Source organism: Nonomuraea sp. NPDC049655 (assembly GCF_044465465.1).
GTDB lineage: Bacteria > Actinomycetota > Actinomycetes > Streptosporangiales > Streptosporangiaceae > Nonomuraea.
Window position 1 is genome coordinate 14,998 of record NZ_JBITLS010000020.1, and the last position, 19,720, is coordinate 34,717.

The window sequence follows — 19,720 nt, forward strand, 5'->3', positions numbered from 1 at the left end:
ACGAGGAGGCGCAATGCGTCCCCTGTCCAGGCTCTCCCTGGCAGCCCTGATGTTGACCGTGTTGGGCGGGATCGCCGTACCCGCGGCCGGTGCCGGCGTGGCGACCGTGTACCCCGACGTCGAGACCCCCTCCCTCTACGACGACGAGGCCGGCGGCGACGCCAACGGCGACGACCCGGCGATCTGGGTCGACCCGTCCGACTCCGAGGACAGCGTGGTGATCGCCACCGCCAAGAAGGGCGGCCTGTACGTCTACGACCTCGACGGGCAGCAGCTCCAGCACCTGCCGGCGCCCGCCGCCCCCGGACCTGACGACGAGGCGGGCCGCTTCAACAACGTCGATGTCGCCTACGGCTTCGGCGGCAGGGACCTGGCGATCGTCTCCGACCGCGGCCGGGACATGCTGCGCATCTACGCCATCTCGCACGGCCACCTCACCGACGTGACCGACCCGGCCGCGCCGTTCGTGTTCAACACGACGCAGCAGCAGGTCAACGACGCCGAGACGGCCTACGGCCTGACCGCCTGGAAGGACTCCACCGGCACGTACGCGCTGGTCAGCCGCCGGCACAAGACCTCGGTCGGCCTGGTCAAGCTGCTCGCCAAGCCGGGCGGCAAGATCGGCTACCAGCTCGTGCGGACGCTGACCCTGCCGGGCTCCTTCACCCTGCCGAACGGCCAGACCTGGTCCCCCTGCCTTGAGCCGGACGAGCAGGCGCAGGTCGAGGGCATGGTCGTGGACCAGGAGCGGGACGTCCTCTACGCCGCCCAGGAGGACGTCGGCATCTGGCGGATGCGCGCCGACCTCACCGGCACGCCCGTCCTGGTGGACAAGGTCCGCGAGTACGGCGTCCCGGGCACCTACGACCCCGCGACCGAGGAGTGCACCCCCGGCGCCGACCCCGGCTACGGCGGCACGCACCTCACCGCGGACGCCGAGGGCCTGACCATCTACTACCGCGAGGACGGCAAGGGCTACCTGCTGGCCTCCAGCCAGGGCGACAACACCTTCGCCGTCTACCGCAGGGAGGGCTCCAACGCCTACCTCGGCCAGTTCCGGATCGGCGAGGCGAACGGCATCGACGGCTCGGAGGTGAGCGACGGCTCGACCGTGCTCAACGTGCCGCTGGGCGAGTTCGACGAGGGCATGTTCATCGCCCACGACGGCGTGAACACGCCGGCCACGGCGGACCGGGAGAACACCAACTTCAAGTTCGCCGACTGGGGCGACATCGCCGACGAGCTGGACCTGGACGTGGACACCGACGGCTGGGACCCGCGCGACTGATCATCGCCTGATCACCGCCGCCCAGCGGTCCCGCGAACCGGGGCGCCGTCCAGCCGGACGGCGCCCCTTCGCCGATTTGGGCATCCCTTCGCGGGGCGGGGAGAATGGGGTGCGCGTGCGGAGGAGGAGCGTGACCGAGAGCCAGTCGCTTGACCACCTCGCCCGCCGCCTGGAAGAGGTGGTCGGCGAGCTGCGCGGCATCCCCGTCGACGTCGAGCGGCTGGAGGACCCCGAGCTCGTCCGCCGGCAGATCCTGCGCGCCACCCGGTCGTCGGCCGAGCTGCGGGCCATGCACCCGGTGGGCTCGCGCGAGCAGGGCCGCGACGAGCAGCGCAGCCGGCGTACCGTGCTGGACGCCCTGCGGGAGGGCCTGTCGATGCGCACGATCGTCCATTCGAGCGTGCTGGACGACCCGCGCAAGGCGGCCCGCATCCAGGAGCTGCACGCCGCCGGCGACCTGCACCGGGTCATCGACGAACCCATCCAGCAGCTCCTCATCTTCGACCGGTCCGTGGCGTTCGTCCGGATCACCCCGATCGCCTACACGCCGGGCGCGCTGATGATCAGGCAGCAGGGGCTGATCGCCACCCTCATCGACCTGTTCGAGCTGTCGTGGGCGCGGGCCAGGGAGGTCACCGAGCCGGCCCACCGGCTCTCGCCCCGCGAGCGGGAGGTGCTGGCGCTGATCGCGGAGGGCCGTTCCAACAGCGCCGTGGCCCGCGCCCTGTCGATCACGGAGGCGGCCGTCGGCAAGCACGTGGCCTCCGTGTTCGCCAAGCTCGGCCTGCCCGCGACCGACGACGCCAACCGGCGGGTGCTGGCGGTGCTGGCCTACCTGCGCGGCGTGGCGAGGTAGGGCCAGGGCTACCTCGTTCTCGTCCCAGCACCCGTGCGGGCGGGCCGCGGCGGGCGCTTCGATGGACGTCATGCAGAAAATGACTGGATTGCTGGTCGGCGCGGTGTTCGGCGCGGTGTTCGTCGTCGTCAACGCGCACGGCCCGCTCGGCTCCGTGACCGCGAACCTGCTGCGGGCCGCCGCGTGCCTGGCGGCGGCGGGCGTGCTGGCGATGTGGTTCCGTGCCGTGCGCGCGGAACGTCCCGCCGCGGCCGGTCGGCGGGGCATGTTCGGGCCCGGCTACCTGGCCGTGGTCGTGGCCGAGGCGGTCCTGCTGTTCGGCGGGCTGCGGGTGCTGGCCGCGCTCGGGCGGCCCGAGGAGGGGAACGTGGCGTGGGTGGCCTTCGTGGTGGGCGTGCACTTCGTCGCGCTGGCGCCGATCTGGAAGGACTGGAGCATCGCCGTGCCGGGCGTCGCGCTCACGCTGCTCGGCGCCGGCGGGCTCGTCCTGGCCGCCACGCCCGCGGTGGCGTGGGTGCCGGTCGTCAGCGGGGTGCTGTCCGGCGTCGTGCTGCTGGCCGGCAGCCTCACCCTCGGCCTGCGCGGTACGGCGCGGGCGGCGGCCTGACCGTCCGGCGGGCGCGCCTTCTCCCCCGGCACAGACCCTCTGATACTCTCTGTGTTGAATTGATTACTTTCTGTCGCTAGGGGAGCTAGTGTGAAGGTCGCCTGCGTCGGCGGTGGGCCCGCCAACCTGTACTTCTCGATCCTGATGAAGCGGGTCGACCCGTCCCACGAGGTCGCCGTCTACGAGCGCAACCCGGCCGGGACCACCTACGGCTGGGGCGTGACCTACTGGGACGACCTGCTCAAGAACCTGCGCGCCGCCGACCCGGAGTCGGCGGACGTCATCAGGGAGAACTCGATCCGCTGGGACAGCTGGGTCACCCACATCCAGGACCGCGCGACGGTGACGCTCACCGAGTCCGACGAGGGCTTCGGCATCTGCCGCCACCGCCTGCTCGACATCCTGGCCGACCGCGCCCGCTCCCTGGGCGTGCACGTCGAGCACGGCCGCGAGATCGCCTCCCGGGAGGAGCTCGACGCCGACCTGGTCGTGGCCGGTGACGGCATCAACAGCACGCTGCGCGAGCCGCACGCCGAGCATTTCGGCACCGAGATCGCGGTCGGCCGCAACCACTACATCTGGCTCGGCACCACGAAGGTCTTCGACGCCTTCACCTTCGCCTTCTCCGAGACCCCGCACGGCTGGATCTGGTGCTACTGCTACGTCTACAGCGGAGACCACAGCACGTGCGTCGTCGAGTGCTCCCCCGAGACCTGGAAGGGGCTCGGCCTCGACCAGGCCGCCGCGGCCGACGGCCTGGCGCTGCTGGAGAAGATCTTCGCCGACGTCCTGGACGGCCATCCGCTGATCGGACGGGCGCACACTGACGGCAGCGCGTACTGGCTGAACTTCCGCACGCTGACCAACCGCACGTGGTACCACGACGACCTCGTCCTGCTCGGGGACGCCGCGCACACCACCCACTACTCCATCGGCGCGGGCACCGCCCTGGCCTTCGGGGACGCCGCCTTCCTGGTCAACGCGCTGAACCAGGAGCCGGAGCTCCCGGCCGCCCTCGCCCGCTACGACCGCGAACGCCGCAAGGCGATCCGCCCGCACCAGAAGTCGGCCCGCCTCAGCGCCCAGTGGTACGAGAGCCTGACGCGCTACATCGACCTCTCGCCGGTCGAGTTCATCGCGCTGCTCGGCCAGCGGCACTCCCGGGTGCTGCCGCACCTGCCGCCCCGGATGTACGTCCAGGTCGACCGCGTTCTCAGCTTTTTCGGTGGGTTCGGCGGCTCCGGCAAGGACTGACCGGGAGGCGCGCCCGCTCAGGCCCCGATCAGGGGAAGTCCTTGGGGTTCACGGGGCTGGTGCGGGCGTTGCCGCCCTTGATCGGGTTCAGGGTCAGCGTCCAGATGGTGTACTGCGTCGAGGTCGTGCGGAAGCGCAGCCGGTCGTTGAACTTCTGGTACGTCGCACCCCTGGTGAAGCGGCCCTTCGACACGCTGAACCGGTAGCCGGTGGTGAAGAAGATGCGGTACGTGCCGTCCCGGACGTCCCGGATGCGGGCCGTGGACCGCGCGCGGACGTAGACGCTGATCGCCTTGGTCCGGCCCTTGACGATGGTGACGACGCCGTCCTTCGACGTGCCGTTCTTGATCTTGAGTACGCCGCGGCCGCCGCTGAGACGGTCGTAGACGATCCGGCCGTTGGCCGGGCGGGAGGCCGCCTCCTGGACGGCCGAGGAGGTCTGGACGGCCGCGGCCTGCAGGCCCGCCGTGGCGGCGTCGGCCGGGGCGGAGGTCAGCAGTGTGCCGGTCAGCGCGACGGCGGCGACGACCCCCGCGCGTAACGGGGTCGCTTCGAGGAGTCTCTTCACCATGGTCTTCTCCTTGGGGGCATGGTCGGACTGATCGCGTACCCGTGTATATCAGGACAGACCGCTTCTACGCTCGTAGACTTTAAGCCGTCCGTTCGGCTCCGAGAGGCGGCACGATGAGCTACGTCCCCGTTCCCTACGACCCTGAGCTGGCGGAAGGTCTCGCGGCGTTCCTGGCGGCGGTCGAGAGCGTTCCGCTGCGCGCGGACACCATCCAGCGCAACCGCGAGATCTTCGCCGAGCTCATCCCGCCCATGGAGACGATCGTCGCCGGCCGTCCCGTCGAGTGGTGGGACGTGGACGTGCCCGGCCCCGAGGGCGCCCCCGACGTCACGCTCACGGTCGTCCGTCCCAAGGGCGGCCCCGCGCCCGGCGCCGCGGCCGTGTACGAGATCCACGGCGGCGGGATGATCCTCGGCACCCGCTTCTTCGGCATCGAGGGCCTGATCCAGGCGACCCTGGAGCACGGCATGGTCGGGGTGACGGTCGAGTACCGGCTCGCCCCGGAGAACCCGGCCCCGGCGGCGGCCGAGGACTGCTACGCGGGCTTCGTCTGGACCGCCGGACACGCCGAGGAGCTGGGGTTCGACCCGGGGCGGCTGCTCGTGTCCGGCTTCAGCGCGGGCGGCGGGCTCACCGCGTCCGTCGGCATCATGGCCCGCGACCGGAACGGCCCCGCCGCCGCCGGGCTCTACGTCGGCGCGCCCATGATCGACGACCGGAACTCGACCGTGTCGAGCCTCCAGTACGACGGCATCGGCGCCTGGGACCGCAACAACAACGACACCGCCTGGACCGCCCTGCTCGGCGACCGGCGCGGCGGCCCGGACGTGCTGCCGCACGAAGTCCCGGCGCGGGCGGCCGACCTGTCGGGGCTGCCGCCGGTCTTCGTCGAGGTCGGGGCGGCCGAGGTGTTCCGGGACGAGGCGGTCGAGTTCGCCGGCCGCATCTGGGCGACCGGCGGCCAGGCGGAACTGCACGTGTGGGCCGGCGGCCACCACGGCTTCACCGGCACCCCAGGCGCCCGCGTCTCCCGCGCCGCCCAGGAAGCCAAACACTCCTGGCTGCAACGCACCCTGGGCATCTGACCCGTCTGCCGGATCGGAGGGCCGTGGGCACCTCACCCTCCCCCCACCACCCCGGACGCCTTCCGCACGACGCGGGGGACGGTGTGGGGTCAGGGGGTGAGGATGCGGTGGAGCCAGGAGAGGCGGGTGGCGAGGGCGGCGCGGGTGATCTCGTGGTCCGGCGCGAAGATGTCGAACCCGTGGAAGGCGCCGTTCCAGATGTGCAGCTCGGCCTGCCCGCCGGCCGCCCAGATCCGCGTGGCGTACGCGACGTCCTCGTCACGGAACAGCTCGGCGGCCCCCGCTTCGACGAACGCGGGCGGCAGCCCCGACAGGTCGGCCGCCCGCGCCGGGGCCGCGTGACAGGGCACGTCGGCGTCCGGGTCGCCGGCCCGCTCGCCGAGCAGTGCCCGCCAGCCCAGCACGTTAAGGGCGCGCGGCCAGGTGCCGAGGCCGTCGTACTGGTGGCTGGAGACGGTGGTGTTGCGGTCGTCCAGCATCGGGCACAGCAGGAGCTGGCCGGCCAGGCGCGGGCCGCCCCGGTCGCGGGCCAGCAGGGCGACCCCGGCCGCCAGGCCGCCGCCGGCGCTGCCGCCCATGACCACCACGCGCCCGGGATCCACGCCGAGCTCGGCGGCGTGCCGCGACATCCAGGCCAGCCCGGCGTAGCAGTCCTCGACCGGCGCCGGGTGGGGGTGCTCGGGGGCCAGGCGGTACTCGACGTTGACGGCGACGACGCCCAGCTCCTCGACGAGCGCGACCAGGCGCGGCGTGTCCATGGCCCGATGGCCGGTGATCATGCCGCCGCCGTGGATGTTGTACAGCCCGGGGACCGGGGCCCGCAGGCGGCGCGGGCGCAACACCGTGACCTCCAGGTCCGGCGCGCCGGCCGGGCCGGGGACGAGCAGCTCCTCGGCGTCGATCTCGCGGTCGCCGATCACCTCGGCGACCGGCGGCGTGGGCATGGCCGCCCCGGCGGCGCGCATCAGCGGGATGGTCTCCAGGGTGGGGGCGGGGCCGTCCGGCCGGGGCATGCCGTCCAGGACCACGGCCAGCGCCGGGTCGAAGGGCACGGGGACGGGGGGCGCGGGAGTTGGAGGCACGGGGGTGGGGGGCATGGTTCTCCTGGTCACTGCGGTTCTGCGAAGGCGAGCGCCCGTGCCGGGTTCTCGACCATGATCATGTGGATGGCCTCGGGGCTGACGCCGAGGCGGCGCAGGGCGGGCAGGAAGTGCCGCGGGATGTAGTCGTAGCCCTTGCCGCCGTACCGCTTGAGCTGGATCTTCTGGCACACGTCGTGGCCGAGCACGATCTGGCCCGCGTACCCGCGCTCGACCAGGTCGGCGATGCCGCGCAGCACCTTGTGGTCGCTGCCCAGGACCAGGTGCCCCCACGGGCTGCCCGGCGCGGCCAGGAAGTCGAACTCGACGAAGACGCCGCGGGCCAGCAGCCGCTCGGCGAACCCGGGGCCGGACAGGACGTCCATGCAGTGGCCCAGGACGACGTTGCCGGGGGCGACGCCCTCCTCCTGGAGGATGTCGAGCACCCGGAACTTCTCCTCGCCGACGCCGCCGACATGGAAGGTGACCGGCGCGCCGGTGACGCGGGCGGCCCGTCCGGCGGCCCGCACGCTCTTGAGCTCGCCGCCGGTCAGCGGCACCGACTCCGCGCCGACCTCGCCGATGACGCCCGCGCGCACGCCGGTGCCGTCGGCCCCGAGCACGACGTCGCGCACGATGACGTCGGCCAGGTCGTCCACGGTGCGCTCGTCCATGTCGGCCGGGTGGAACGCCGGGGTGTACCAGCCGCCGCCCATGACGATGTGCATCCCGGTGGCCCGGGACAGCCGCAGCAGCGCCTCGGGGTCGCGGCCGAGTCCGATGGGCGAGACCTCGACCATGGTGCGCCCGCCGCTGTGGGCGAAGGCGAGGGTCTCGGCGAGCATCTCGTCGAAGTCGCCCAGCAGGTCGTTGTCGGCGTTCGGCCCGCCGTGGCGGGTGCGGGCGAGGTTGGCCAGGGTGAGCGGCTCGGCCGCCGCCGGCGCGTCCTCGCCGGGCCGGCGGGACCGGGCGGGCCTGCGCAGGTCGATGAAGATGTGCTCGTGCATGGACGTCTGCCCGAGCAGCGCCGGGTCCACCGGGCCGGCGACGGTGAGCGCCTGCCCGGCCAGATCGGGGATGGGGAAGGGGTAGCGGCTCACGAGCCCGCCTCCTCGGTCCGGAGCGTGAGCAGCCGCCTCGGGTTGCGCACGGTGACGGTCTCGATCAGCTCGTCGTCGGCTCCGAGCATCCTCAGGTACGGCACGAACTGCCGCAGGACGAAGGCGTACCCGCCGCCGCCGTAGGCGAGGAGCTGGGACTTGGCCCGTACGCCCTGCGACAGCAGGAGGCGTCCGGCGTGGCCGCGGCGGGCGAGTTCGAGCACGGCCGCGGCGACGTCCTGGTCGTCGGAGACGCTGAGCGCGGTGGGCAGCCTGCCGAGCTGGTCGAACTGCACGAAGACGCCGCGCCCGAGCAGCGGTTCGAGGTCGTCGGGCCGCGGGGAGAGCGCGTCGCAGTGGCCGACGGCCACCCGCGTGAGGTCCGCGCCCTCCTCGGCGAGCAGGTCGAGGACGCGCTGCTGGACGGCCGGGTCCTCGTTGCGGGCCAGCGAGACGGCGGCGCCGGTGGCCGCCGCCGCGCGGGCCGCGGCGACCAGGAGCGCGCGCTCGGCGGGCACGCCGGGGTCGAGCGCGGCCAGCTCGCCGATGATGCCGGCCCGCACCCCGCGCACGCCCTCGGTGAGGTCGCGGACCAGCTCCTCGGTCAACTCCTCGGCCGGCGCGGCGGCGTCCCGGGCCGAGGTCGGCGCGGCGGCGTCCCGGGCGGCGGGGATGGCGGTCCGGGTGGGGTGGTGACGGCCGCAGCCCATGACGACGGTCACGCCGGTCTTCTCGGCGAGCCGGCGCAGCCCGGCCGGGTCGCGGCCGAGCCCGTCGGTCGTCAGGTCCACCACCGTGCCGCCGCCGGCCTCCCGGAACGCGGCCAGCTCGGCGGCGGCCAGGCCCGCGTCGCCGAGCAGCAGGTCGTCCCGGTTGACGGCGCCCATGCCGATCTCGCCGAGCAGGTCCATCGTCAGCGGCGCGCGGTAGAGCCACAGGGCGCCGGCCGCCGTGGGACGGGTGCGGCCGGTACGCGCCCAGGACTCGGGCGTGTCGTCGGGCGGGGCGAAGTCGCTCAGCAGGTGCTCGTGCGGCAGGACCGCGCCCAGCGAGGCCGCTGGGACCTCGCCGGTGACGGCCACGACCGTGGCATCGGTGGTGGACACACGAGCAATATAGCCCCAGAGCGTCTACAAGTGTAGATAAAAGCGTCAGGCGACTCCGTCCACCGTCCGGGGGACGCCGAGCGGATTGGCCTCGCGCAGCTCCGGCGGCAGGAGGGGGTCGGGGGTGTCCTGGAAGCACACCGGGCGCAGCCAGCGCTCGATCGCGGTGCCGCCGACCGAGGTCGAGGTGCTGGTCGAGGCCGGGTACGGCCCGCCGTGCTGCATCGCGGGCGCGACCGACACGCCCGTGGGCCAGCCGTCCACGACGACCCGCCCGGCCAGCCCGGCCAGCCGGGCCACCAGGCCGGCCGCCGCGCCCTCGCGCTCGTCGGCCGCCAGGTGCGCGGTCGCGGTGAGGTTGCCGGGCAGCGCGTCGAGCACGGCGTCCCGCTCGGACTCCGAGCCGTACCGGGCCACGACGGTGACCGGTCCGAAGCACTCCTCCAGCAGCTCGGCGTGGGCGTCGCCGTCCGCGAGCCGCTCGGCCGCCACGGTCAGCACGCCCGGCCGGACGGCCAGCGGCGCGGCGTCGTCCTCGCCCGCGGCCAGCGCCTGCGTGACCCCGGGAAGCTGGGCTCGGGAGCGCACGCCGTCCAGGAAGGCCGCCCGCATGCGCGGGTCGAGCAGCGGTCCGGCGGGCACGGCGGCCGTGACCACGGCGTCGAGCACCGCGTCGCCCGCCGGGCCCGCGGGCAGCAGGACCAGGCCCGGCTTGACGCAGAACTGGCCGAGTCCCTGGGTGTAGGAGGCGGCCAGGCCCGCGCCGATCTCGGCCGCCCTGGTCGCGGCGGCCCGCTCGGTCACCACGACCGGGTTGAGGCTGCCCAGCTCGCCGTGGAACGGGATCGGCCGCGGACGGGCGGCGGCCAGGTCGTGCAGCGCCCGCCCGCCGCGTACCGAGCCGGTGAAGCCGACGGCGGCGGTCAGCGGGTGCCGGACCAGCTCCGGGCCCGCCGCGAAGCCATGGACCAGACCCACGACGTCGGCCGGCAGACCGGCCTTCTCCGCGGCGGCGCGCAGCGCGCGGGCGGTCAGGACGCTGGTCGCCGGATGGTCCGGATGCGCCTTGACGACGACCGGGCACCCGGCGGCCAGCGCGCTGGCGGTGTCGCCGCCCGGCACGCTGAAGGCCAGCGGGAAGTTGCTCGCCGCGAACACCGCGACCACGCCCAGCGGCACCTTGTAGCGCCGCAGGTCGGGACGGGGGGCCGGGCGGGCGGCCGGGTCGGCGTGGTCGATGATCACGTCCAGGAAGGCGCCCGACTCGGCCACGTCGGCGAAGGCCCGCAGCTGGTAGCAGGTGCGGGCCAGCTCGCCGGTGAGGCGCACGCGGCCGAGCGCGGTCTCCGCGTCGGCGGTCGCGATGATCTCCTCGCCGCCCTCCTCCAGCAGCGCGGCGGCGGTACGCAGCAGGTCGGCGCGTACGGACCGGTCGGCCAGGGCGGGGGCGGCGGCGGCAGCGGCGCGCACGGCGCGGTCCACGTCCCGTGGCGTCGACTCCGCCGCGACGCGCTCGCGGGCCTGTCCGGTACGCGGGTCGACGCTCAGCACGTCACTCACGGTCTCGTCCTCTTTCGTGGTCTTCGTCGGGGGCGTCGTCAGGGGTTTCGTCTGGAGCGTCAGGGTCTTCGTCGGGGGTTTCGGCTGGGGCGTCAGGGTCTTCGTCGGCGAGCGCGGCCAGCTCGCCCAGGGACACCGGGGCCGCCAGGCTCCGGGTGGACAGCGGGCGCAGGTCGCCGGCCGTGCTCTCGCGGCGGCTCAGGCAGGCCGCGACGCCGGCGGTGGCGAACCCGCACACCCGTCCCTGGCACCAGCCCATGCCCGGCCTGGCCAGCATCTTCAGCGTGCGCGGGTCGCCCGCGCCCAGGTCGTCGTGGGCGCGGCGCAGGTCGCCGTAGGAGACCTCCTCGCAGCGGCAGACCAGCGTCTCGTCCCGCAGCCAGGACGTCCAGGCGCGCGGTACGGGGTAGGTCCGGTGCATGGCCGCGGCGAAGCGCCGCCCGCGGGCGATCGACCGGCGCAACCGGCCCATGAGCGCCGGGTCGGCCCGGCGGCCCAGCGTACGGGCCAGGGCCAGGGCGCTCAGCCGGCCCTCCTGCCGGGCCAGGACCGCGCCGCCGACGCCGGTCGCCTCGCCCGCGACGTACAGGCCGGGGACGCCGGTGCGCTGGAAGGCGTCCACGGTCACGACGAGCGAGCCGTCGACGTCCTTCCTGGTGTCGGCGCCGAGCATGAGCGGCAGTTCGAGGGACGGCGTGAACCCCCAGCCGAGCGCGACGAGGTCGGCGGGGATCTCACGGGCCGGCCCGGCCGGGCGGCCGTCGCGGCCGAGCCGGGCCAGCCGGACGGCCTCGACCCGGTCCTCGCCCAGGATCTCGGTGACCACGGTCCCGGTGCGGTACGGCACGCGGTGGCGGGCCATCAGCGCGGCGTACCGCAGCGCCTCCAGCCCCTTGGCCGGCACGGACGCGGCGCCGCGCAGGTCGCGCAGCCAGCCGAGCGTGGCGTTGCCCTCGGCGACCGCCGCCACCCTGGCCCCGGCCGCGGCCAGGCCGGTGGCGACCGGCAGCAGGAACGGCCCGGTCCCGGCGACGACCGCGCGGCGGCCCGCGAGCGTGCGCTGCCCCTTGAGCAGGGCCTGCACTCCCCCGGCGGCCATCACGCCGGGCAGGTCCCAGCCGGGGACGGGCAGCTGCCGGTCGTAGCCGCCGGGGCACAGGATCAGCGCGCGGGCGGTCACCGTCGTGCCGGACACCCCCTCCTCGGGGACGGTGGGCGTCGTGTGCAGCGTGAACGTGCCCGCGCCGTCGCGGGTCGCCAGCCAGACCTGGTGGCCGGGCAGGTAGCGGACCCGTCCGGCGGCGGTCAGGGTGCGCAGCCGGTCGCGCAGCCGGGTGAAGACCGGCCAGTCGTGGTGCCCGGCGGCGTCCTCGGGGCGGGCGTGGCGTTCGTCGTAGTGCCGCCAGAACTGGCCGCCCGGCTGGCGGGCGCCGTCCACGAGGGCCACGTCCAGCCCGGCCTCGGCGGCCTCGACGGCGGCGGCCAGCCCCGCGGGGCCCGCGCCGACCACGGCGACGTCGTGCGTCTCACGCATGACGACCTCCCTGCTCACCGTCTGCCGGGGCGTCGTCGCCGAGGCGCATGCCGTCGCGCGCCGGGACCAGGCAGGCGCGCAGGTCCGGGACGCCGTCGACGGTGATGAGGCAGTCGAAGCAGACGCCGATGCCGCAGAACAGGCCGCGCGGCCGGCCGGCCCCGCGGGTGGTGCGCCAGTCGAGGATGCCGGCCGCGACCAGGGCGGCCCCGACGCTCTGCCCCGGCTCGGCGGGGACGCTCGCGCCGCGGAAGGTCATCTGGTGGGTCATCGGGGTCCCTCCTCGGTCGTCGCGGGCCCGGTGCCGGGAAAGTGGTCGGGGGTGGGGAAGCGGTCGGGGGCGAACGGCTTGAGGTCGAGGTCCGGGGTGCGGCCGGTGAGCGCCTGGGCGACGAGCTTGCCGGTGCCCGCGGAAAGTCCGATGCCCGCCCCCTCGTGCCCGCAGGCGTGCCACAACCCGGGCGCGCGCGGGTCGGGCCCGATCACCGGCAGATGGTCCGGGCAGTACGGCCGGAAGCCCAGGTACGTGCGCATGGCCCGGACGTCCCGCAACATGGGGAACAGCGCGATCGCCTTGGCCGCCAGCGCCCCGGCCGCCCGCGGGGAGAACGTGCGGTCGAAGCCGACGCGCTCCCGGGAGGCGCCGATGAGGATCGTGCCGCTGCCGGTGCCCTCCACGACGGGCGAGGTCTGCAGGGCGGCGTCGGAGCTGGCCACGTCCCCGACGTACTCGGCGGCGTAGACCTTGTGGCGGATCGTCCGCGGCGGCATGGGCTGGGTGACCAGCACGAACCCGCGCCTGGGCAGGACGGGCACGTGCACCCCGGCCAGGGCGGCGACGTCGCCGGCCCACGTGCCGGTCGCGTTGAGCACCGCCCCGGCGGGCAGGTCGCCGGCCGTGGTGCGCACGCCGGTCACCCGGCGCCCGTCGCGCAGGAAGCCGGTGACGCCGGTGCCGGTGCGCACCTCGGCGCCGTGCGCGCGGGCCAGCCGCAGCAGGTGGGCGACCACCAGCATGGGCTGGACCTGGGCGTCCTGGGGGTAGAAGGCGGCTCCGGCGAGTCCGGGCGCGAGGTGCGGCTCGTAGTCGCGCAGCTCCTCCGCCGCCACGTCGCGCACCTCGACGCCGTGGCGGCGCTGGTGCTCGCCCAGCTCGCGCAGCGAGGCCAGGCCCGGCCCGGACGCCGCGACGACCAGCCCGCCCTTGGCCTCGAACTCCCACAGCCCGGCGTGCTCGGCCAGGTCCTCGCGCCACACCCGCTGGGAGTAGAGCGCGAGGTCCAGCTCGGGCCCGGCCTCCTTGTCGGACACGAGCAGATTGCCCTCGCCCGCGCTGGAGGTGCCCCCGGCGATGGCGCCGCGCTCGACGACCACCACGCGCAGCCCGGCCAGCGCGGCGAAGTACGCGCCGGCCGCGCCCACCACGCCGGCGCCGACCACGACGAGGTCGGCGCTCACGGCGTGCCCTTCGCGCCGCCCGCCCGCGGGCCGCGTGCCTGGGCGGGACGGCTCACAGCAGGAACCCCGCCGGGAAGGGATCGGTCGGGTCGAGGTGGAACTGCGAGGTGCCGGTGACCCAGGCGCGGCCGGTGATCGAGGGCAGCACGGCGGGCAGCGGGCCGACCGTGGTCTCGCCGAGCAGCCGCCCGGTGAAGCGGGTGCCGATGAACGACTCGTTGACGAAGTCGTCGCCGAGGGCCAGCTCCCCTCTGGCGTGGAACTGGGCCATGCGGGCGCTGGTGCCGGTGCCGCACGGCGAGCGGTCGAACCAGCCGGGGTGGATGGCCATGGCGTGCCTGGACAGCTGCGCCGTTGAGCCGGGGGCGGCCAGGTAGACGTGGTGGCAGCCGTTGATGTCGGGCCGCTCGGGGTGGACCGGGCGGTCGTGCTCGTTGACGGCGTCCATGATCGCGAGCCCGGCCGACAGCAGGTCGCCGGCGCGGGCCCGGTCGAAGGGCAGTCCCAGCTCGGCCAGCTCGACGAAGGCGTAGAAGTTGCCGCCGAAGGCCAGGTCGTAGCCGATCTCCCCGAAGCCGGGCACCTCGACCTTGCGGTCCAGCGCGTACGCGAACGAGGGCACGTTCTGGATGGTCACCGAGGTCGCCGCGCCGTCCTCGACCGCCACGGACGCCACCACGAGCCCGGCCGGCGTGTCGAGCCGGATCGTGGTGACCGGCTCGACCACCGGCACCATCCCGGTCTCCACCAGGACGGTCGCCACGCCGATCGTGCCGTGGCCGCACATCGGCAGCAGCCCGGAGACCTCGATGAACAGCACGCCGTAGTCGGCGTCGGGCCGGGTGGGCGGCTGGAGGATCGCCCCGCTCATCGCGGCGTGGCCGCGCGGCTCGTACATGAGCAGCGTGCGCACGTCGTCGCTGTTCTCCATGAACCACAGCCGGCGCTCGGCCATGGTCGCCCCCGGGATGGCGCCGACGCCGCCGACGATCACGCGGGTGGGCATGCCCTCGGTGTGGGAGTCGACGGCGTGGAAGGTGCGACGTGATCTCACTTGTAGCCCTTTTCCAGGACGGCCTCGGTGTCGGCGGTGATGCGGGCGACCAGCTCGGGCGCGAGCGGCAGGCGCGGCGGACGGCAGGCGCCGCCCCTGCGCCCGGCCAGGTCCATGGACAGCTTGATCGACTGCACGAACTCGGGCTTGGAGTCCCAGCGCAGCAGGGGGTGCAGGTCGCGGTAGACGCGCAGCGCCTCGGGCAGGTCGGCGGGGTCGCCCGAGGTGGCCAGCCGGTACAGGCGGGTCGTGGACTGCGGGATCATGTTCGGGTACCCGGCGATCCAGCCGACGGCCCCGGCCAGGCCCAGCTCCAGCAGCACGTCGTCGGCCCCGATGAGCAGGTCCAGCTCCGGCGCCAGCTCGGCGATCTCGTACGCCCTGCGCACGTCCCCGGTGAACTCCTTGACGCCGACGATCAGGCCCTCGTGGTACAGCTCGGCCAGCAGCGCGGGGGTCAGGTCGACCTTGGTGTCGAACGGGTTGTTGTAGGCCACGACCGGCAGCCCGGCCTTGGCGACCTCCCGGTAGTGGGCGACGACGGCCTCGCGCGGTGCCCGGTAGGCGTTCGGCGGCAGCAGCAGCACGGACGTGGCCCCCGCCTCGGCGGCCTGCTCGGCCCACCGGCGGGCCTCCATGGAGCCGTACGCGGCCACGCCCGGCATGACGCCGAACCCGGGCGGCGCGGCCTGGACGGCCGTCTCGACGACGCGGGCCCGCTCCTGCGGCGTGAGCGTCTGGTACTCGCCCAGCGAGCCGTTGGGCGTCACACCGTCACAGCCGCCTTCGGCCAGGAAGCGCACGTGCTCGGCGAACCCGTCGTAGTCCACGGAGAGGTCGTCGGCGAAGGGCAGGGCCGTCGCGACGTGGATGCCGCGCCACGGCGTGGCGGAGGTGGTCATGCTGAGGTCTCCTCACATGGGGATATTCGAGAGATTATGCGGTGCAATGTCACAGCGACTACCTACCCGGCGGCCATCCACTTCTCCAGGCCGTCGGCGTCCAGGGGCAGCGCGGCCGACAACACGTCGGCGCCCTGCTCGGTGACCACCAGGTCGTCCTCGATCCGGACGCCGATCCCGCGCAGCTCCGGCGGGACGGTGAGGTCGTGCGGGTGGAAGTACAGGCCGGGCTCCACGGTGAGCGCCATGCCGGGGGCCATGACGGCGTCCTGGTAGGACTCCTGGCTCGCCCGGCCGCAGTCGTGCACGTCCAGGCCGAGGTGGTGGCCGACGCCGCAGACCAGGTAGCGGCGGTGGTGCTGGCCGGCGTCGGACAGCGCCTCGTCCACCGAGACCGGCAGCAGGCCCCAGTCGGCCAGGCCGTGCGCGACGACCTCCATGGCGGCGTGGTGGAAGTCGCTGAAGCGGCGGCCGGGGGCGACGGCGGCGAGCGCGGCCCGGTGGGCCCGTTCGACCAGGTCGTGCACCTGCCGCTGGGCCGGGGTGAAGCGGCCGGAGACGGGGAAGGTGCGGGTGACGTCGGCGGTGTAGCAGCTCTCCGCCTCGACGCCGAGGTCGAGCAGGAGCAGCTCGCCGGGGGTGACCGGGCCGTCGCAGCGCACCCAGTGCAGGGTGGGCGCGTGCGGGCCGGAGCCCACGATGGAGGGGTAGCCGGGGCCGTTGCCGTAGGCGCGGGCGTACCGGTCGAAGGTGCCCTGGAGCCACCGCTCGCCGCGCCCGGCCACGGCGGCGGGGATCTCGCGGACGACGGCGGCGAACCCCTCGACGGTGCGGTCCACCGCCTCGCGCAGCTGGCCGAGCTCCCAGTCGTCCTTGTACATGCGCAGCTCGGCGAGGACCCGGGCGGCCTCCTGGTCGTCCGTCACCTCGGTGGTCAGCTCGGCCAGCGGCTTGACCGGGACGCCCAGTGCCTTCGCCCAGTCGTCCAGGCCGGGCGCGGCGCCCACCCACAGCTCGCCGTACCTGGAGTCGGTGAAGAACGCCGGGTCGCCGGGGCCGGCGGGCGGCGGCACGTAGAGGGTGGCCTCGGCGCCCTCCAGCACGACGACGGCGTTCTCGATCTGGCAGCCGGTCAGCCAGACGAAGTCGCTGCCGGCGCGGAAGTCGTAGGCCATGTCGTTGCTGCGGATCGGGGCCTGCCCCGCGGCCAGCACGACTCTCCGGCCGGGCAGCGCCTCGGCCAGCCGCGCCCGGTGGGCGGCGGCGGCCTCGGCCGCGCCGGGCACGACCCGCGGCGTGCGGTCGGCGCTGCCCCAGCCGGTGTTCATGTACGCGGTGAAAGCGGGGATCTCGGACAGCTTCGGGGGCCTGCCGTCGCGCACCGGTGATCACTCCTTCCATAGGGCTCAGTAATGTGTGGCATTGCACTGAACACTAGGACGACAGGAAGCCGCCGCCAAGAGGTGACCAGAAAAATCCGCATATCGTGACAAAGGCTCGGTTACTCTGCGGAAGCCACGCGATCATCACGCACACGGAGCCCCCGCGGCGGAACGAGCGCGGCGGGACGAGAGACGGGAAGAACGATGACCTCTTGGATCCTCATCGTCGTCGGCGTGCTGCTGGCCCTGGTGGGCGGGCTCTGGGCGCTCCAGGGACTGGGCGTGGTGGGCGGCAGCGTGATGACCGGCGACACCGCCTGGGCGGTCATCGGGCCGGTGGTCCTGCTGGTGGGCGTCGCCGTCGTGGTGATCGGCCTGCGCCTGCGGCGTTCGCCGTCCCGCTGAGCGCGGCGATCCGGCCGGGAAAAGCATGAAGCCGGCCGCGATCCGGGCGGCCGTCCGCTCACGGAGGGTTCTGTCGCAAATGGCTTAGAATCCGACAGATGTCCCCCGCCTCCGCCCGGCTGGCCTGGCTGGACGCCCTGCGGGGGCCCGCCGCGCTGGCCGTCACCGCGCACCACGCGGGCTGGTCCTTCGTCCCCGCCGCGTGGGCGGTCGTGGACCGCAGGATCGACCTCGGCACGTGGGGCGTCTTCGTGTTCTTCCTGGTCAGCGGCTACATCATCCCGGCGTCCCTGGAACGGCGCGGCGACCTGCGCGCCTTCTGGACCGGGCGGGCCTTCCGCCTGCTGCCGCTGCTGCTCGCCGCCCTCGGCCTGGCGTTCCTGCTCGCCCTCGCCGGCCTGGTCCCGCTGGATCCGCGCCTCGGCGAACGTCCCGCGCCCCTGGTCGCGCTCGGCAACCTGACGATGCTGCAGGAGCTGGTCAACCTGCCGCCCGTCATCGGCGTGACCTGGACGCTGTCATACGAGATGGCGTTCTATCTGATCAGCGTGGCGCTGTTCGCGACCGGGCAGGCCCGCAGGTCGGCGGGGATCGCCGTCGCGTTGGCGGCGCTGGCCGTGCCCGCGGGGCTGCTGCTGCCGGGCGCCTCGATCAACGGCGGGGCCGACCTGACCGCCGCGCTGCTCGTCCTCGCGGTCGTGGCGGCGATCGCGGTCACCGTCCTCGGGGACGGCCGGGCCCGTACGGCGGCCGCCGCGGCGGGCGGGCTGCTCGGGCTGGCGCTGGTGGTCCTGGGCAGCCGGGCCGGCACCTGGCAGGGCGTGATCATCCTGGCCGCCATGTTCGCCGGGACCGCGGTGCACCGCGCCGAGCAGGGCGTGATCTCCTGGCGGACCGCCGGGCTCGCCTGCCTGGCGGTGGTGGCCTGCGGCGTCCCCGCCAAGGACGACCCGGGATGGGCGCCCGCGCTCGTGCTCGCGTTCGCGGTGTTCGGGGTGGGGCTGGCGCTGCGCCACAGGGCGTTCCCGCGCGTGCTGACCCGGCTCGGCGTGATCAGCTTCTCCGTCTACCTGCTGCATCCCCTGCTGCTGCGCCTGCTGCCGAACCTGGTGCTGTACTACCTGGTCCTGATCCCGCTGTGCCTGGTGACGTACCACGTGATCGAGGCCCCGGCCCAGCGGCTCGGCCGCCGGCTGAGCGGGTCGCGCGCCCCCGCCCGGAAGTAGGGACCGACGCCGCGGGCGGGCACCCCCCAGCCCCCGCCCGCGCGTCCGGTGCCGCGAGCGGGTCCCGCTCGCGGAGGTGGCCGCCGTCGTCAGGCGACCACGAGTGACTGCGCCCTGAACTCCCTTCCGGCCACGATCTCCGAGACGAACCCGTCGGGTCCGACGGGACGGTCGCCGATCAGCGTGACCCGGTGCAGCCTGCGCGGCACGTCGAGGTGGTCGAGGTCGGACGGGGCGAGGTGGGCGGTGGCGCGGTTGTCCCAGAAGGCGACGCTGCCGGGCTGCCAGCGGAACCGCACGGTGTACTCGGGCCGGGTGAGCTGCTCGTACAGCAGGTCGAGGATGCGGCGGCTCTCCACGGCCGACAGGCCCACGATGTGGTCGGTGAAGCCGGGGTTGACGAACAACGCCCGCTCACCGGTCTCCGGATGCACCCGCACCACCGGGTGCACGGAGATCAGCAGGTTGTCGTTGATGCGTTTGACCAGCTTGCCGTCCTCGTCGGCGGCCTGGTAGCCGGCCAGGAAGCGGTGTTCGGCGCGCAGGCCGTCCACCAGGTCGCGCAGCGGCGCGGACAGGCCCTCGTAGGCGGCCACCAGGTTCGTCCACTGGGTGTCGCCGCCGAACTCCGGCACGGTCTCGGCCCGCAGGATCGAGGCGGCGGGCGGGTTGACGGCGGCGGTGACGTCGGTGTGCCAGCCGGAGAAGTAGGAGTAGCGCCTGCGCTGGTAGAGCTCGCGGTAGTTGACGCCGTAACGCTTCTCGTACCGGCGGGGGTCGATGGTCAGGATCTGCGGGAACTCCTCGGGCGGCGCGTCCTCGTGCGGGTGGGCGTGGGTCAGCTCGCCGAACTGGCGGGCGAAGGCGATCTGCGCGGCGTGGTCGAGCTCCTGCCCGCGGAAGAACACGACTTTGTACGCGAGCAGCGCCTGGCGGATCTCCTCGACCACGGACGGATCGAGCGGGTGGGCCAGATCGACGCCGGTGATCTCGGCGCCGATGTGCCCGGCGACCCGCCGGACGGTGAGCACGCTGGTGGGTGTCGACATGGTTCGGCCACTCCTCTGAGCTTCGGGGAAGGTCTGGGGGAAGGACGCTCGGGCGTCCGAGGAGAGCGGGGACCCGGAGGTCACCGCACGGCACAGAGCGCGCTCGCCTGCCGCCGGAGGTCGACGTGGAGGCGGGCCACCAGAAGGCTCTTCACGCCTCTGATCCTGCGCGAAATTTCCCACAAAAGCAATAGGTAATACATG

The 19,720-nt window shown here is 74.1% G+C and carries 20 protein-coding genes; 7 read left to right on the top strand and 13 right to left on the bottom strand.

Annotation, left to right across the window (positions count from 1 at the left end):
* The first annotated feature begins 13 nt into the window (after positions 1–13).
* The 4 genes from ACIBQ6_RS45970 (at position 14) to ACIBQ6_RS45985 (ending at position 4,005) form a co-directional block, all read left to right on the top strand.
* Positions 14–1,288: a phytase gene (locus ACIBQ6_RS45970; RefSeq protein ID WP_358292734.1), complete on the top strand. Its 1,275-nt coding sequence runs from the start codon at positions 14–16 to the stop codon at positions 1,286–1,288.
* Positions 1,289–1,418: 130 nt separating this feature from the next.
* Positions 1,419–2,144: a LuxR C-terminal-related transcriptional regulator gene (locus ACIBQ6_RS45975; RefSeq protein ID WP_397219010.1), complete on the top strand. Its 726-nt coding sequence runs from the start codon at positions 1,419–1,421 to the stop codon at positions 2,142–2,144.
* 79 nt (positions 2,145–2,223) lie between these two features.
* Positions 2,224–2,751, top strand: a complete 528-nt coding sequence (locus ACIBQ6_RS45980; RefSeq protein WP_397219011.1) for a hypothetical protein — start codon at positions 2,224–2,226, stop codon at positions 2,749–2,751.
* 90 nt (positions 2,752–2,841) lie between these two features.
* Positions 2,842–4,005, top strand: coding sequence for an FAD-dependent monooxygenase (locus tag ACIBQ6_RS45985; RefSeq protein WP_397219012.1), 1,164 nt, complete (start codon positions 2,842–2,844; stop codon positions 4,003–4,005).
* 28 nt (positions 4,006–4,033) lie between these two features.
* Here ACIBQ6_RS45985 and ACIBQ6_RS45990 read toward each other — a convergent pair whose 3' ends face one another.
* On the bottom strand, positions 4,034–4,576 hold the full coding sequence (locus ACIBQ6_RS45990) for a hypothetical protein (RefSeq protein WP_397219013.1): 543 nt from the start codon (positions 4,574–4,576) through the stop codon (positions 4,034–4,036).
* 113 nt (positions 4,577–4,689) lie between these two features.
* Here ACIBQ6_RS45990 and ACIBQ6_RS45995 point away from each other — a divergent pair, with 113 nt between their 5' ends.
* Positions 4,690–5,661: an alpha/beta hydrolase gene (locus ACIBQ6_RS45995; RefSeq protein WP_397219014.1), complete on the top strand. Its 972-nt coding sequence runs from the start codon at positions 4,690–4,692 to the stop codon at positions 5,659–5,661.
* Between the two features lie 89 nt (positions 5,662–5,750).
* Here ACIBQ6_RS45995 and ACIBQ6_RS46000 read toward each other — a convergent pair whose 3' ends face one another.
* From ACIBQ6_RS46000 to ACIBQ6_RS46045, 10 genes are all read right to left on the bottom strand, one after another.
* On the bottom strand, positions 5,751–6,758 hold the full coding sequence (locus ACIBQ6_RS46000; RefSeq protein ID WP_397219015.1) for an alpha/beta hydrolase: 1,008 nt from the start codon (positions 6,756–6,758) through the stop codon (positions 5,751–5,753).
* A gap of 11 nt (positions 6,759–6,769) precedes the next feature.
* Positions 6,770–7,840, bottom strand: coding sequence for an aryldialkylphosphatase (locus ACIBQ6_RS46005; protein ID WP_358292716.1), 1,071 nt, complete (start codon positions 7,838–7,840; stop codon positions 6,770–6,772).
* Entirely contained in the window at positions 7,837–8,946 is a 1,110-nt protein-coding gene (locus tag ACIBQ6_RS46010; protein WP_397219016.1) for a phosphotriesterase, read from the bottom strand. The genes ACIBQ6_RS46005 and ACIBQ6_RS46010 overlap by 4 nt, the downstream gene beginning before the upstream one ends.
* Before the next feature lie 45 nt (positions 8,947–8,991).
* Positions 8,992–10,506 carry an aldehyde dehydrogenase (NADP(+)) gene (locus tag ACIBQ6_RS46015; RefSeq protein WP_387673171.1) on the bottom strand — a complete coding sequence of 505 codons (1,515 nt, stop codon included), beginning with the start codon at positions 10,504–10,506 and terminating at the stop codon, positions 8,992–8,994.
* Entirely contained in the window at positions 10,499–12,040 is a 1,542-nt protein-coding gene (locus tag ACIBQ6_RS46020) for an NAD(P)/FAD-dependent oxidoreductase (RefSeq protein WP_397219017.1), read from the bottom strand. The genes ACIBQ6_RS46015 and ACIBQ6_RS46020 overlap by 8 nt, the downstream gene beginning before the upstream one ends.
* Positions 12,033–12,311: a (2Fe-2S)-binding protein gene (locus tag ACIBQ6_RS46025; RefSeq protein ID WP_358292704.1), complete on the bottom strand. Its 279-nt coding sequence runs from the start codon at positions 12,309–12,311 to the stop codon at positions 12,033–12,035. Before ACIBQ6_RS46025 ends, ACIBQ6_RS46020 begins: the two co-directional genes overlap by 8 nt.
* The gene (locus ACIBQ6_RS46030) at positions 12,308–13,498 is read right to left on the bottom strand and encodes an NAD(P)/FAD-dependent oxidoreductase (RefSeq protein ID WP_397219018.1); all 1,191 of its coding nucleotides are present in this window, start codon (positions 13,496–13,498) and stop codon (positions 12,308–12,310) included. Before ACIBQ6_RS46030 ends, ACIBQ6_RS46025 begins: the two co-directional genes overlap by 4 nt.
* 52 nt (positions 13,499–13,550) lie before the next feature.
* Positions 13,551–14,552, bottom strand: coding sequence for a proline racemase family protein (locus tag ACIBQ6_RS46035; RefSeq protein WP_352329986.1), 1,002 nt, complete (start codon positions 14,550–14,552; stop codon positions 13,551–13,553).
* A complete protein-coding gene (locus tag ACIBQ6_RS46040) occupies positions 14,549–15,454 on the bottom strand; it encodes a dihydrodipicolinate synthase family protein (protein ID WP_358292699.1) in 906 nt (301 codons plus the stop codon). Before ACIBQ6_RS46040 ends, ACIBQ6_RS46035 begins: the two co-directional genes overlap by 4 nt.
* A 62-nt stretch (positions 15,455–15,516) precedes the next feature.
* Entirely contained in the window at positions 15,517–16,836 is a 1,320-nt protein-coding gene (locus ACIBQ6_RS46045) for an aminopeptidase P family protein (RefSeq protein WP_397219019.1), read from the bottom strand.
* A gap of 204 nt (positions 16,837–17,040) precedes the next feature.
* On the opposite strand from ACIBQ6_RS46045, the gene ACIBQ6_RS46050 reads away from it, so the two are divergent.
* Positions 17,041–17,241, top strand: coding sequence for a hypothetical protein (locus tag ACIBQ6_RS46050; RefSeq protein WP_352329981.1), 201 nt, complete (start codon positions 17,041–17,043; stop codon positions 17,239–17,241).
* Between the two features lie 98 nt (positions 17,242–17,339).
* Entirely contained in the window at positions 17,340–18,467 is a 1,128-nt protein-coding gene (locus tag ACIBQ6_RS46055; protein ID WP_397219020.1) for an acyltransferase family protein, read from the top strand.
* An 89-nt stretch (positions 18,468–18,556) separates the two neighbouring features.
* Here the strand turns inward: ACIBQ6_RS46055 and ACIBQ6_RS46060 are convergent, their stop codons facing one another.
* Together ACIBQ6_RS46060 and ACIBQ6_RS46065 are read right to left on the bottom strand one after the other, a co-directional pair.
* The gene (locus ACIBQ6_RS46060) at positions 18,557–19,516 is read right to left on the bottom strand and encodes a TauD/TfdA family dioxygenase (protein WP_357979848.1); all 960 of its coding nucleotides are present in this window, start codon (positions 19,514–19,516) and stop codon (positions 18,557–18,559) included.
* Between the two features lie 80 nt (positions 19,517–19,596).
* Positions 19,597–19,719 (bottom strand): putative leader peptide, encoded by a 123-nt coding sequence (locus ACIBQ6_RS46065; protein WP_352324370.1) that lies wholly within the window; start codon positions 19,717–19,719, stop codon positions 19,597–19,599.
* Between the last annotated feature and the right edge of the window lies 1 nt (position 19,720).

Excerpts from the sequence above, each read along its gene's own strand:
- ACIBQ6_RS45970 (WP_358292734.1), top strand. The coding sequence starts at position 14 with ATGCGTCCCCTGTCCAGGCTCTCCCTGGCAGCCCTGATGTTGACCGTG.
- ACIBQ6_RS45980 (WP_397219011.1), top strand. The coding sequence starts at position 2,224 with ATGACTGGATTGCTGGTCGGCGCGGTGTTCGGCGCGGTGTTCGTCGTC.
- ACIBQ6_RS45990 (WP_397219013.1), bottom strand. The coding sequence starts at position 4,576 with ATGGTGAAGAGACTCCTCGAAGCGACCCCGTTACGCGCGGGGGTCGTC.
- ACIBQ6_RS45995 (WP_397219014.1), top strand. The coding sequence starts at position 4,690 with ATGAGCTACGTCCCCGTTCCCTACGACCCTGAGCTGGCGGAAGGTCTC.
- ACIBQ6_RS46000 (WP_397219015.1), bottom strand. The coding sequence starts at position 6,758 with ATGCCCCCCACCCCCGTGCCTCCAACTCCCGCGCCCCCCGTCCCCGTG.
- ACIBQ6_RS46020 (WP_397219017.1), bottom strand. The coding sequence starts at position 12,040 with ATGCGTGAGACGCACGACGTCGCCGTGGTCGGCGCGGGCCCCGCGGGG.
- ACIBQ6_RS46025 (WP_358292704.1), bottom strand. The coding sequence starts at position 12,311 with ATGACCCACCAGATGACCTTCCGCGGCGCGAGCGTCCCCGCCGAGCCG.
- ACIBQ6_RS46040 (WP_358292699.1), bottom strand. The coding sequence starts at position 15,454 with ATGACCACCTCCGCCACGCCGTGGCGCGGCATCCACGTCGCGACGGCC.
- ACIBQ6_RS46050 (WP_352329981.1), top strand. The coding sequence starts at position 17,041 with ATGACCTCTTGGATCCTCATCGTCGTCGGCGTGCTGCTGGCCCTGGTG.
- ACIBQ6_RS46055 (WP_397219020.1), top strand. The coding sequence starts at position 17,340 with ATGTCCCCCGCCTCCGCCCGGCTGGCCTGGCTGGACGCCCTGCGGGGG.
- ACIBQ6_RS46060 (WP_357979848.1), bottom strand. The coding sequence starts at position 19,516 with ATGTCGACACCCACCAGCGTGCTCACCGTCCGGCGGGTCGCCGGGCAC.
- ACIBQ6_RS46065 (WP_352324370.1), bottom strand. The coding sequence starts at position 19,719 with ATGTATTACCTATTGCTTTTGTGGGAAATTTCGCGCAGGATCAGAGGC.